Annotated in this window: 10 protein-coding genes; 4 read left to right on the top strand and 6 right to left on the bottom strand. The window is 41.1% G+C overall.

Annotated elements, in window-relative coordinates; genetic code table 11:
- The gene (locus J8M00_RS21175; protein WP_211012462.1) at positions 1–459 is read left to right on the top strand and encodes a methylglyoxal synthase; all 459 of its coding nucleotides are present in this window, start codon (positions 1–3) and stop codon (positions 457–459) included.
- On the opposite strand, the gene yegD is transcribed toward J8M00_RS21175, so the two are convergent.
- The 6 genes from yegD to sixA all read right to left on the bottom strand — a co-directional run bounded on the left by yegD (position 456) and on the right by sixA (position 7,388).
- Complete coding sequence (gene yegD, locus J8M00_RS21170) at positions 456–1,817, bottom strand: molecular chaperone (protein ID WP_211012461.1); 1,362 nt, start codon at positions 1,815–1,817, stop codon at positions 456–458. The two genes, J8M00_RS21175 and yegD, sit on opposite strands and share 4 nt — an antisense overlap.
- Positions 1,818–1,891: 74 nt before the next feature.
- Positions 1,892–2,734: a DNA ligase gene (locus tag J8M00_RS21165; RefSeq protein ID WP_211012460.1), complete on the bottom strand. Its 843-nt coding sequence runs from the start codon at positions 2,732–2,734 to the stop codon at positions 1,892–1,894.
- A gap of 114 nt (positions 2,735–2,848) precedes the next feature.
- Positions 2,849–3,502: an HAD family hydrolase gene (locus J8M00_RS21160; protein WP_211012459.1), complete on the bottom strand. Its 654-nt coding sequence runs from the start codon at positions 3,500–3,502 to the stop codon at positions 2,849–2,851.
- Positions 3,503–3,526: 24 nt separating this feature from the next.
- Positions 3,527–3,826 (bottom strand): hypothetical protein, encoded by a 300-nt coding sequence (locus tag J8M00_RS21155; RefSeq protein ID WP_211012458.1) that lies wholly within the window; start codon positions 3,824–3,826, stop codon positions 3,527–3,529.
- 135 nt (positions 3,827–3,961) lie between these two features.
- Positions 3,962–6,250 (bottom strand): TonB-dependent receptor, encoded by a 2,289-nt coding sequence (locus J8M00_RS21150; RefSeq protein ID WP_211012457.1) that lies wholly within the window; start codon positions 6,248–6,250, stop codon positions 3,962–3,964.
- Between the two features lie 670 nt (positions 6,251–6,920).
- The gene (gene sixA / locus J8M00_RS21145) at positions 6,921–7,388 is read right to left on the bottom strand and encodes a phosphohistidine phosphatase SixA (RefSeq protein WP_211012456.1); all 468 of its coding nucleotides are present in this window, start codon (positions 7,386–7,388) and stop codon (positions 6,921–6,923) included.
- Between the two features lie 144 nt (positions 7,389–7,532).
- Between sixA and J8M00_RS21140 the strand changes: the two genes are divergently transcribed.
- From J8M00_RS21140 to J8M00_RS21130, 3 genes are all read left to right on the top strand, one after another.
- Complete coding sequence (locus tag J8M00_RS21140; RefSeq protein WP_211012455.1) at positions 7,533–10,223, top strand: insulinase family protein; 2,691 nt, start codon at positions 7,533–7,535, stop codon at positions 10,221–10,223.
- Positions 10,224–10,561: 338 nt separating this feature from the next.
- Positions 10,562–12,646, top strand: coding sequence for a bifunctional diguanylate cyclase/phosphodiesterase (locus tag J8M00_RS21135; protein WP_417714819.1), 2,085 nt, complete (start codon positions 10,562–10,564; stop codon positions 12,644–12,646).
- 760 nt (positions 12,647–13,406) lie between these two features.
- Entirely contained in the window at positions 13,407–13,805 is a 399-nt protein-coding gene (locus tag J8M00_RS21130; RefSeq protein ID WP_211012454.1) for an MmcQ/YjbR family DNA-binding protein, read from the top strand.
- The last annotated feature ends 148 nt before the right edge of the window (positions 13,806–13,953 follow it).

Here is a 13,953-nt window from a genome sequence, read left to right as displayed (position 1 = left end):
ATGAAGTATACTCGCGTTAATATTCCAGCCAATAAACACATTGCATTGGTTGCACACGATGGAAAAAAGTCTGAATTAGTAGCCTGGTGTAAGGCGCACAAAACCCAACTATGTAAGCACTCACTAAGCGCAACAGGTACAACGGGAAACCTGATTGAGCGAGATACAGGCTTAGAGGTGCAAAAGCTACTCAGCGGCCCTATGGGAGGAGATCAGCAAATTGGTGCTCAAATTGCCGAACAAAAAATTGATATGTTGATATTTTTTTGGGATCCCTTGTCTTCACAACCCCATGATCCTGATGTAAAAGCGCTATTGCGCCTCGCTGCGGTGTGGAACATACCTGTGGCGTGTAATGAAGCCAGCGCAGATATGCTACTGACTTCTAAGTTTATGGATATTGAGCTACCTAGAATGCAGCCCGATTATCCTGACTATCTTGCAACTCGGCTACCTTAACGATAGATACGCTGAGCCCATTTAGTCAACCCAGCGGTGACACTACCAAAGTTGTCGCCATTGAGCATTGGGATATCCCCAAGTGCGGTTTGCAATGCATTTTTAAGTAGTGGAGATTGAGCACTGCCGCCAGTTAGATAAATCGTATCAGGTTTGGTACCGGCCTCTGCAATAGCTTGCTCTGCAAGCGTAACAACTTGCTGTAGACTGTTGTGCACCGATTCCGTTAATTGAGCGAGGTTGATACTTTGCACAAGCTCAGGCTCAATAAAGGACAGATCCGACTGATGTGCATCGCACTCACTTAATGCTATTTTCGCAAGCTCTGCCTGCCTCACAAATTGGTGTGTCATCTTATTTTCTTGCAGCACTTGCAGACGCTTAAGCTTATCTGGTTCGCAAACATCACGCAGCATGGTACTTAGCTCTCTACCAAATGCATTGCTATAAAAATCACTTTGCAATTGGATATCATTGATTTTACAGGCCTGCCAAAATATCTGTTTTGGTAGCGGTAACCCTGATTTGAACTCACCTCCCAATCCACATACGGGCATCAACTTGTGAAACGCCAGTGCAATATCTAAATCATTTCCACCTATTCGTTTCCCGGTATGAGATAAAAAGTGAGAACTACGGTCGGCACAGTCTCTGTAGCTTGGCCCCATTTGTACGAATGAACAGTCGCTGGTACCACCGCCAATATCAACAACCAATACTTTTCGGTCATTTTGCAAGCCAGACTCAAAATCGATCCCCGCGGCTAGGGGCTCAAATAAAAACTCTACTTCGGTAAATCCAGCCCTTTTTGCGGCCGTAGTTAAAATTGACAAAGCTTGACGATTGCTTTCAGTTCCACCTACAGCTTGAAAATTCACCGGACGGCCGATAACTGTGTGAGTCAATGAAGTGCCCAGATGCTGCTCAGCGCGTTTTTTCAACTCCATAATCATCGCTGTCGCGATGTCTTCAAAAAAAGCAATTTGCTCCGCTTTTAAGCCAATTGCGCCGAAGAAAGATTTGGGAGATTTAACGAAATAACCTTCCTCAGGCATAGAAATGTATTCTTCTATCGCGGATTGACCAACAAATACCCCAGTTTCTTGCGATAAAAGGTCCAAGTCATTGCGAGCAAACTGCGCACTCTTCAAAATACCATTTCTTTGACTCTTGTAATCAATCAGCTCATCTTGATGAAGCCCTTTCGCTACATAGTCTGAGATTAGAGAGTTGTGCAATGCATATAGCGTTGAAGGTAAATAATGTTGTCCGTTTTCTAAAGGCACTAAGTTTACCAAGCCATCTTGCATTATACCCATCGCACAATTTGAGCTACCGTAATCAAACCCGACGACCATTTTTACCTCACATCCAATAGAAAAAAGGACGAAATTTACCATAGCTCAAATTGATTTTAAAGTGCGTTTGCTTGCTAGATTTGCGATCTAATTCTTAAAAAGCTTGCAAACCTCGGCTTACCATATTTAGTAAAACCCTGATATTGAAAAGTAATGGTGCTTCCTATTGGAGGAGGTGACTGCCTTTGTTCATCACTAAACCCAGTACCAATATTAAATGTCACGCCTTCCATGGTTTTGACGGTGATCGAGCCCATCATACCTTGATATTTTCCCTTGCCTGGAACATGGGCAATCACAATGGCTTCCGCATCAAATATAGGTTTATATTTCAATACTTGAGCAGTGCGGCCAGCACGATGGTTGGCATTTTTTTCATGCAAAATAACCCCTTCTCCACCACGTGCTAATACTTGATTAAAAAAGGCGTCTAGCTCTGTCTTGGTCGAAAACTGATACTGAGGAATTGGCTTAATATGAATACTGTGGAGTCCATTGACAAGACGTTGATACTTGCTGAAACGCTGTTCAAAACTCAGTTGCGGATCAGGCGCATCAAAAATGAGGTAATGTACTTGTTGCCAATTTTCATGGTTTGGTACTTTTCTACGTACTAAGCTGCTGACAAAAGAAAAGTTATTGTAGCCCGCCCACAATTCACCATCCAACCAACGATTTGGCAGCACCGCAGTAAACCACTTAGGCGCATGTATAATATTTCCCGACCGCGTTTTAAGCGATTCTCCATCCCAAATGGCGCGAACCCCATCATATTTTTCACTCACAAGATAATGATCAACAGGCTTTTGCTCTGTATACACCTTCGCCAGTTGAACCTCGGGACTGTACTTTGAAAAAGTGATGGGGCTAAAAATAATAATAGCGGCTGTTAGGAGCCGTAAGACAACTTGTTTCATGCTACTTTCCTTTGCAGATAAAAACGCTTAATAAATGTCTTTAGAGCGCAAACTTCATGTTTACAACTTCAATGACACTTATTTAAAGTAGCACTTCTACTAGACTTGTACAGTCTATCTCGGCTTTACAATTTGCCGCCACATGGCATCCAAACTCTCACAATGCCACGTCGCTTTTGAAAAATCTTGATCTACGGAATGCTGATGTGGGATCACAGCTGTATTTATTCCTGCAGCTACGGCTGAAGTCAAACCCGTTTGGGAATCTTCCACAGCAATGACCTGTTGAGCACATACATCTAACTTGGCCATCGCCATGCAATATGGCTCAGGGTGTGGCTTTGGATTAGCTACATCGTTTTTACAGACGATACAGTCAAAGTATTCGAGCAATTGATAATGTGCCAAAACAGGCAACGCCTCATCACGTGTACTACCTGTCACTAAAGCCAACTTGTAATGTTTTGCACATAGCGTGAGCACATCAATTGCGTGGGGCATCAGCTTAGGTTTTTGTCGCGAAGCGGTTTTAACAAATTGTGTGTTTTTCTGGTGGGCTAGCGCATCGCCAGTATGAGGTAAGTTGTAACGCTGCTGCAAAATATGGCCAGTTTTTACGGTTGGGACACCCGAGAACTCATCACAAAACACAGCCTCGCTGATAGACACCCCCAAAGGCGCCAATACTTCACACCAGCTAGTATAATGGAGTGCCTCTGAGTCTACTAACGTACCATCAAAATCGAATAATATTGCCTTTAAACTCATAAACACTCCCTATTATTTAGATAATTAACCTTTAAGTGCTGCTGGCGGCTCCGCGTAGGCTTCTTCACCCGTCTCAACTTCTACTAACTCGTAGCCACGCTGCTTGCGCACAACTTTCAATACCGGCTTTTCAAAGGCAGACTTTAATCTATCAGCATCAGCCTGTAAGTCTTCAACCGTATGACCAAAAGGAGCGGCCCCTGTCTCTGACCAGTTGGTCACCTTACCATTGATATTGTATTCAACTTCATGAATTTGGTATAGCGGTGATTCACTATCTTTACCTTCGCAAAAAATCACGCGATAGTTCCAAAATCCAGACATGTTTGACTCCTCTTACTTAAACTACGATGCGACTGTATCAGCTAATTCATACAGTTGCATTAAAGAAATAAAAAACCCGTGTTACTTTTACAATAACACGGGTTTAAAAAGCGAATGATTCACATCAATTAATGATTAAAAGAAACGAACCTTGAACTCAGCACCGATGAAACGCTCTTCATTCAACATACCAGTATTGTTGTTGAAGTCTACGCCACCAATCACAACCTGTTCATCGAATAAGTTACGTACAAATACTGACGTTTCATATTCATAGTCACCAGATGCCCAAGCATAACCTGCTCTTACACCTGTTTCGAATAATGCTTCACCTTCAAATTCAACCGACTCATACAAGAAGAAGTTGATTTTGCTACGGTATGACGTGTCTGCGTATACAAAGAAGTCACCGCCTTCAAGCTCTTTCGTATAACGAAGTGTTGCATTTGCAATCCACTCCGGAGCGTGAGGTAGGCTGTTGCCATCTAGCTGATACAAACCAGCTGCGTTCTTTGTATTTGTGATAGTACACTGTGCACAACCTTGGATAGCAAGACTTGGATCGTCGATTTCTGTCTTGTTATAACTCAAGTTAAAGGTTGCATTTAGTTCATCAGTTAGCACCCATTCAGTGTCTAGCTCAAAACCATAACCAGTGGTCTTGTCTGCGTTAACTAGACGGTTGAAGTTTGCACCACCACCTACAGCTGTAAGCTGCTGATCATTCATTTGGTAGTAGAACACGGTACCATTTACACGACCTTGACCATCAAGCACGTCTGACTTAACACCAAATTCAATTGAATTGGTTGTTTCTGACTCTGCTACTGTTACTTCATCACCAAATAAGATACGGCCCTGAACACTTGGTGCACGGAAGCCATTTGCTAGACGACCAAATAGATTAACGTCGTCAGTCAATTTGTAAGTTGCACTTAAATCCCAGCTTACGTGGCTATCACTTGGGTTAGCAGTGCCTACAATTGAGTCCGCTGCACCCACAGGGCTCTTAGTACGCTCAGCGCGGAACTCTTTCTCATCATCTGAGTAACGAAGACCTAAAGTGACATCCAATTTATCTGATACTGTGTAGTCGAAAGAACCGAACACAGCCCACGCAGATGTCTCTTGATTTTGAACCGCATAACCATTTTGCAAGCCATAATTACCAGCTGCTGCGTCAAATGCTAACGTGTCATAACTAAAGCTTTCAATGGTCATTTCTTCGTCAAACAAGAACACACCAACCTGGTAATTAAAGTCACCAGAGTAGTTGCTTGATAAACGCAGCTCTTGCGTGTACTGATCGTGATCAGGTAATGCATCTGCTGTTTCTGAAGGGAAGAAGATCACACCAGGTCCTTGCACAGGCAAGAAAGCAGCGCCATAACCACCATCTACATCTGCACGCGAGTAAATTTCAGCACTTTCCCATGCTGAAATAGAGGTCACTGTATGCTCAGCTAGATCCCACTCTAATTTCAAGCTAAGACCTTGTGTTTCAACCTGCTGTGTTGCGCGAGATGACGCATCATGAAAAACAACATCATTATCATAAATAGGATTAATGTTGTTAGAACCTTTCTCAATTAAGTTTGCGCGGAAAGGAATTGGACGACCGTCTAGGTCACGAACGTGATAGTTTAATAGACCAGTGAAGTCATCACCTTCGTATAAAAACTGGATACGAGCCGCTTTTTCGCTGTAGCCGCCTAATGAGTCATCTTTAGCAAACTGATTAGTAACGCCTTCAGGTGAGCGAACATCAATGTAGTCTGGCTGCTCTTGCCACAATACTGATACACGAGTAGAAATTTTGTCAGTTAAACCTGTACCTACAGCACCTTCAAAGTCAACCGACTCGCGGCTACCATATGCAACTGATGCGTAGCCATCAAATTCTTGACTTGGCTTTACAGAGTCAAATTTAACTAGGCCAGCTGGCGTATTACGGCCAAATAAAGTGCCCTGTGGACCACGTAATACTTCGATACGCTCAATATCGAATACAGGGAAACCTTTTAGGATAGGGTTTTCTTGAACAACTTCATCAACGACCAATGAAACAGGTTGAGATGCGTTCAAATCGAAATCGGTGTTACCAAGACCGCGGACATAAAAGCGCGGGAATGTACGTCCAAACGAAGATTCAACCGACAAGCTCGGGATCTTAGCGTTCATAAAGCGGATATCCATACCAGCAGAACTATAGGCGTCTAAATTGTCACCTTGTAAGGCAGAAACTGAAACTGGCACTTCTTGTGCGTTTTCAACACGTTTACGTGCGGTGATCTGAATCACTTCCAGTTGATTGCTTTTTGCTTGCTCTTCTTCAGCAAGTGTAGTGAATGAAGTACCTGCCACAGCAGAGAACAACGTCGCATTAATTAGAGTTGCTAACGTAGATCTTTTCATTGCTTTCATGTTGGTTTTTGACCTTTTTAATGCACTCTTTGAGTTCAACGGTTTAATTGGGCGCCGTATCACATTGGCTATGGCGTTCAATTTTGCGCGTCAATGACAAACAACGCGGACCTCGAATTCGAGAGTGCAAAACGACAAAACGAGGCTGAACGCAACGGGCGTAATTATAGCAGCATATTTTTAAAATGCTTCTAATAAACACATAAATTACACACATTTTTACAACGTTCGACGACGTTAGGTCAAATTTAACAACTTTTAGCTACAAAAAGCGGACATTTGTCCTTATAAACTGATCAATACTATGTTCAAGAAATAATTTTTTACCCATTTGATATACAAAACATCAATCTTTCATTGATAAAGCAAAATCAGAATGATTAATACTTTGGTCAATAAACCGAAACACTATTAAGTTACACTGGATACCATCGCCCAAAATGGTAACCGGTGTCATGAAAGCGTGCGTATCCTATCGAAATGTAAAACGAGATAAGAGGACATTAGACCTCATTAGTTACATTGCGAAACACAATTATAAGAACATGTGATCTGACTATAGTTCCGCAGCGCACTAAAAATTATTGCACTTTTTTTGGAGAGAGATTAATGAACTAAGTTATAAGCCATCTAATGTGATGGTCATTGAGGAAGTTGGCAACGCCTTGGATTACACTTTTGGGGCGTGTAACCCTTTGTATTGTGCTTTGTGGGTTTTTGGGCAGTACTCTATCACTGCAATGCCGGCTGTTGGAAATATTGGCATTTCACCTGGAACAAACTGATCGACCATATAACTAACTATTGGCATATGCGCTACAATCAACCATGTACTTATGGCTTCGTTCATACTAATCAGAGTTTCTAAGTAATCCACTGCAAATGAAGCGCTCCCACTGGGGATTATATCTGCGCACGTTTCCTCAAAAGTAAACTGGTTACTCTGCTTTACAGCGTCCGCTGTTTGTTGCGCTCGAGAATAAGGACTCACAAGTAATGCACTAGGTTGGTAGGATTGAGAGACCCACAGCCCCATTTCCAAAGCCTGTAATTGGCCTCTGTTTGTCAATAAACGAGCAGCATCATTTGCCTGCATTGGACCGGCTTCACCATGGCGCATGATCAATATGGTTTTCATAGCTCTCCGAAAAGTATCGTATTTTTATCTCTATTCAGTAGTAAACCTAGTTGCATGTCCGCTATATTAAAACAAAATACTTAGAACTGGTAAGTGATTTACTACTTTTAAGACTGTCTCACTTATTATATCGGCGGCGTAAACTTGAAATTAAGCAACAATGATAATAAACAATATAAGCACATAACACTGGACAATGGTCTAAGAGTTTTACTAATTACCGACTCGAGTAGTGAGAAGTCTGCGGCCTCTTTAGCTATTAACATTGGACACTTTGACGACCCCGTAGGCCGCCAAGGTATGGCTCACTTTATTGAGCATATGCTGTTTTTGGGTACAGAGCAATACCCAATTAAAGGAGAGTTTTCTCAGGTAGTAAGCCAAAGTGGTGGAAACAGCAACGCGTGGACAGGTACAGAACACACTTGTTACTTCTTCGATTGCCTAGCTAATAAATTTGAGTCTTTACTATCTCGCTTCTCTGACTTTTTCATTGCACCTCTTTTTGAGCACAGTGCTTTGAATGATGAGCGCAACGCCATCGATGCCGAATTTAACCTTAAAGTGAAAGACGATAACAGACGGATCATTCAAGCGCACAAAGAGACTGCAAACCCAGCTCACCCCTTTACTAAGTTTTCTGTGGGCAATCACGACACCCTAGGTGATGGTCATGGCGATATTCATCAAGAAATCATCGACTTTTTTAATAAAAATTACAAAGCCCAATGGATGACCTTAGTGCTGGCTGGTCCGCAACAACTTGATGAACTGCAGCAAATGGCCACAGGTCACTTTCACGGGATTAAAGGCGACAAATCGCATCAAAAGCCAAAAGTTGACGTGCCTTTTTATCGTGATGAAGACCTTGGTTTAAAGCTTCATATAAAACCTCGCAAGCATTTACAAAAGCTAATTGTCAGCTTTGCAATGCCTAATATCGATGAACTATACCGATATAAAAGCTTGAGTTTTATTGCCCACCTATTAGGCTACGAAGGCGAAGGTTCACTGTACGCAATATTAAAGAAGAACGGTTGGATAAATGCCCTTTCGGCCGGTGGAGGCGTCAACGGCAGTAACTTCAAAGATTTTAATGTCAGTTTCGCACTGACAGATATTGGTATTGAATTTTACGAAGACATTGTTGAGATGTTGTTCGAATATATCAGTTTGATCAAGGAACAACACCATATTCTACCCGCATTATACGCCGACAAAAAACGCTTAATGGAGCTGGCGTTTGACAACCAAGAAGTCAACAAGCTGATAGACTGGGTAAGCAATGTTAGCGTCAATATGCATCATTACAGTGAAGAAAACACACTGTATGGTGATTACTGTATGGAGCGCTTTAATCAAACACTTCATACCGAACTGCTAAGTTACTTGTCGCCACATAATATGCGACTGGTACTGATCCACCCAGAGACCACCGATGAACCCGGTGCAGTCAATAAAATTGCTCAGTGGTATAACACACCCTACCAAATCGCCCAACTCAATAAAGAGTGGCTTAATGCCCTTGCCCGAGTTGATCAACCGTTGCCTGAAATGCGACTACCGAACGTCAACCCATACCTCAGCCAAGAAAACATTCTCTATGATATTGAGTCAACGACACACACCCCTGTTCAGCTTAAAGAAAGACCTGGGTTTGCTTTTTGGTTTAAACAAGATGCCACGTTTAGAGTCACTAAAGGGCATTTCTATCTTGAATTAGATTCCGAAGCCTCAATCTCAAGCCATAAAGCAATGGCACTAACAAGACTATTTGCTGATTTATTTATGGACAGTGTCGCAGAACAGTTTTATTCAGCTGAACTGGCGGGGCTTAGCTACCACCTTACTTCACACCAAGGTGGGTTGACACTACATACTGCGGGGCTTTCATCTTGTCAGCTAAAATTAGTATCTCAACTTGTTGAAGCACTTCAAAAGCAACCTATTAGCGCGACCCGATTCGCAGAGTACAAAAAGCAACTCATCAGACATTGGCAAAATCACAATAAAAATAAGCCAGTAAGTGAGCTATTTAGTATCTTAGGTGCCAAGTTAATGCCTTGGAACCCGACACCGAACGAACTTGCTGCTGCATTAAAAAATGTGTGCTTCAATGAGTTCAATGCTTTTCGTGACTCTTTCTTTACCTCTATTCATGCCAAGGCATTCCTGCATGGCAATTGGCAGACTAAGCACGCGATTGCAATACAACAACAGCTGTTGTGTAATTTTGCTAAGAGTGAAATCTTGGATGACTTAAAGAAACCACTTAATACAATTGACAAACACCTTACAGAGACAATTGCCAATGAACACAGTGAACACGCTTTTGTTCACTATATTCAAGCACCCAGCAATAGCGTGCAAGATAAAATAAAAATCATGGCGTTCAACCAGTTAATTAGCCAACATTATTTTGAAAAGCTACGTACAGAACAGCAACTAGGTTACTTAGTTGGCGCAGGCTACGCACCATTCAATACTCGAGCAGGTATTGCCTTTTACATTCAATCCCCAAATTATGAAAGTTCAGAGTTACTCAACTATCACCAACTATTTTTACAAGAGTTTGTAGACAATATCGACAGTTTAGAGCATTTACAATGGTCAGATGTTAAGTCCAGCTTGAAATCACAAATTGCTGAAAAAGACAAAAATTTGCGTTTGCGCTCGCAGCGCTTTTGGATTGCTATTGGCAACGAAGATCATACCTTTTCTATGCAGTCGAAGTTGTTAGATGCGCTGAACCAATTGTCATTTGCAGAAATAAAGCATTTTATTTCGACTGTTACCGCCAAATCCTTCCCCAGTATTACACTGCGTATAAATTAGTGAATGCTCGCTCATCAAGGTAGTTACATACCTTGCCAGCGGGCTTCATATTTGACATTTTGGTTAAAAAGGTACAAAAATCCTAAATTCTAACCGACTCTTTCCACATTTCATCAATTATGCTTTGACTCAGGATAGCTGTTTCGATTAGATTAACGATGAATGTATTAATCTTGTACACTATGGTATATAAAAACAATATAAGAAACTTATTGGCTCTTATTTATCTTTTAGCTCTGAGTACCCCTGTACACGCACATGTCATTTTAGAGCCGCTGTCGAACAACCCTTTGCTTTTTTTGGCTGTTGTCATGCTGTGCTTGACGCCATTTTTCGTGATGCTCATTATTAACCGCAGAGCAGCAAAAAATCTCGATAACTTGCGTATGTCGGAAAAATGGTTAAAGAGTACCGTAGAAGGAAGTGGCGATACTCTGTGGGACTGGAATATTCAGTCCGGCGATATCATTCGTATCAATGACAAATACGCGTTAAATGAAGAAAAAAGCAATCACTTCATACCTAACGCCAAGCGAATTCACCCACAAGACATTCCACTTGTTGAAAAACAGCTTAAACTACACTTTGCAGAGAAGACCGCCTTTTTCGAAGCTTCTTATCGATTAAGAGATAATTTAAATCAGTATCACTGGGTCCTAGACAAGGGCAAAGTTATCAGTAAAGACGATAACCTTAACCCGTTGAGAATGACTGGTACTGTACGTGATATCAACCACTTAAAGAGTACTGAAGAGCGTCTCAACTTATTCGCAAAGTGTGTTGAGTCCCTAACTGATGCCATCGCCATCTATGATCATAATTTTAAGCTGGTAGATTTAAACCCAAGCTACCTCAGGGTGTTTGGCGGCAAGCGCGCGCAGTACATTGAATCAGACTTTCAACTGCCAGGCTATGACAGTCGTTTTATAAGACAAATAAAGTCCGCCTTGAAAGAGACGGAGCACTGGCAGGAAGAATTAAAGATATACGACCAAAAAGGCAATATGTTACCTATCGAAGTAACCATCGACGAAATTAAAAATAGCCATGGTCATGTCACAAACTATGTTGTTGTTTTTTCAGATTTAACAGAGAGAAAGAAAGCAGAATCGCAATTGCATAACCTTTCCAACCGAGATCGAATAACAGGCCTGCCAAACAGAAATTTATTCTTTACTAATTTAAAAAAGCTGTCGCAACAGGGTACGCACCATGCCCTTTTGGTGTTTGATCTTGATAACTTTAAAAAGATCAATGATTCACTTGGCCACCAGCTAGGTGATAGCTTGCTTTCGAAACTGGCTATGAGACTTAACAAACTATGCCGACAGCAGGATACCTTTTATCGTTTAGGTGGTGATGAATTTGCACTGGTTATGTCTGGTACCAACGACATACATACCATCACAAAAGTCGCAAAACAATTCTTAGCAGCCATTGCCACCCCATTTAAGATGGCAAATCACGAGCTGGTCATTACCTCTTCAGTGGGTATTGTCTTATTTCCTGAAGATGGTAATACCCCTGAGATCCTGTTAAAAAATGCTGATACGGCGATGTATCATGCAAAACAAAAAGGTAACCATTACCTATTTTTTAATGATTCAATGAATGAGCAAGCAGTAAAAAGGTTACAAATAGAAAACTTAATGCGCTTCGGCTTAAAAGAAGACCATTTTATTGTTTATTACCAACCTAAAATGGATATACGCACAGGCAAGTTGGTTGGAATGGAGGCATTGGTGCGATTTATCACACCTAAAAAAGGCATTATTAGTCCAGGCGTATTTATCCCTATTGCCGAGGAAACAGGCCAAATTATTGAAATCGGTGAGGTGGTGCTCGATAAAGCGTGTAAAGATGTTAAGCGATGGGTCGACCAAGGCCTGTTTAATGGCCGAGTTGCAGTCAATTTATCAGCAAAGCAATTTAGCCTACCTGATTTAACAGCCCGCATAGATATTATCTTGCAAAAAAATCAACTTCCTTCGTATTTTCTAGAGCTTGAAATCACTGAAGGGACGGTCATGGACGATCCACAAGAAGCGATTTCAATTATGCGCTCACTGAGCTCTCGTGGGATCCACCTTGCAATGGATGATTTTGGTACAGGTTATTCATCTTTAGCTTACTTAAAGCAATTTCCACTTAATACGCTGAAAGTGGACAAAGCATTTATCGACGACATGGAAAGTGAACGGGGTCGAAATATGGTTGACTCTATCGTCACCATTGCCCATAACCTCGACTTGCACGTGGTCGCCGAAGGTGTCGAGGAAGAAGAGCAATTAACGCTCTTGAAACAGCTTGAATGCCAAACAATCCAAGGGTATTACTACTCAAAACCCCTATCTAGCGAAGAGTTCGAACGATTTTTACAAGCGGAGACAGGTGAAAAACCAAATCTGCAGCTTGTAAACTAACACTTTTCTAGTGTCATGAATTCATAAATTCTTGTTAGTAAACAAACCTACAATCACCGCTTAAAGCCCCCTATCCCCTCTTTTTACGGATAAAAACCAATCAAAAACACAAAATTGTTGCAAAATATTGCATTATTTAATTTAATACCAGCCTTGAAGATACAAGTGATTGCCAATTCTTTAGTACTAAAAATAGGTAATTTGCTAACGTAAGTGGAAAAACTCTTTAATAAACAAATTATTATTGAATTTAGCTGATAAGTTCTCTCCGTTTGCAAGCTGTAAATGTGGATTTTGCTACATGATCGGCTCCTTTAAGGTGAGGAAAATGATGTTAATTTGGGATTCTTACGTAGCGTATTATCGAGTTTGGTAAAACGTAATAGTGAATTTACGAATACTAGGCTAAAGTTAGTATTAAGTAGTTTAGGCGGTACTTGATAGATCATTTGGTCATGGTGTAGTTTGCAGCTACTCCACAGTAGTGCTTATTAAGCACTACTTGAGATGGTTTTAGAGTGAGAAAGACCGAATAGGCATATTTTTTGAACTTATCTAATCTAATTTAATAAATTTCAATGGATTGTAAATTTAATTTATGTAATTAGACGAATACTGTTCAGCTTGAATATGTCAAGTATGTTTGTTATTTCATGACATTTTGCATAACAGGCCTTACTCATTACAGAATTCTCTCAATAGCTGCTAAAATTAGCCCCATGTTGTTTTAATTAATATAGTTTTTTCAAGGACACGGGCTATGGATCAGAAGAGTGTACATAATTATTTACAGGCAAAGCCTGGGACCTTTATTACCAAGCCGTTTGCACAAGAAGTAGATGTGTATAAAGTGCAACATAAAATGTTTGCAACGCTTTATGAAGGTAAAGAAGGCCAAACAAATGAAAATGGTGAACCAGTGTGGTGGCTAAACTTAAAATGCGACCCTGATGAAGCCTTGTTACTTCGTGACAAATATTCGTCGATTGTACCTGGATACCATATGAATAAACGTCTTTGGAATACCATCGTACTTGATGGCAGTATTCCTGAAGACGAATTAAAAAAGTTAATTGATGACTCATATAACATCGTTGTAGATAACCTGCCTACAGCGCAGCGTGAAGAGTTAAACCGTATCACTTCTGGTGGTAATTAATTGGCCTCCCTCGCACTGTGTGCGAGGGCCATTTAACCTCCTCCAAGCTTAAACTCCTACCTTCTAGCACTACTTTTCTCCTTTCTTATTGATCTGTCACCCTGTTGTAAATTTGTTGTGGTTAATTATGCGCATCAAAATACAGATG

This window comes from Pseudoalteromonas luteoviolacea, from assembly GCF_018100925.1.
GTDB classification, from domain to species: Bacteria; Pseudomonadota; Gammaproteobacteria; order Enterobacterales; family Alteromonadaceae; genus Pseudoalteromonas; species Pseudoalteromonas obscura.
Note: the sequence above shows the minus strand (reverse complement) of the source record. Positions and strands in the feature narration are given on the sequence as shown.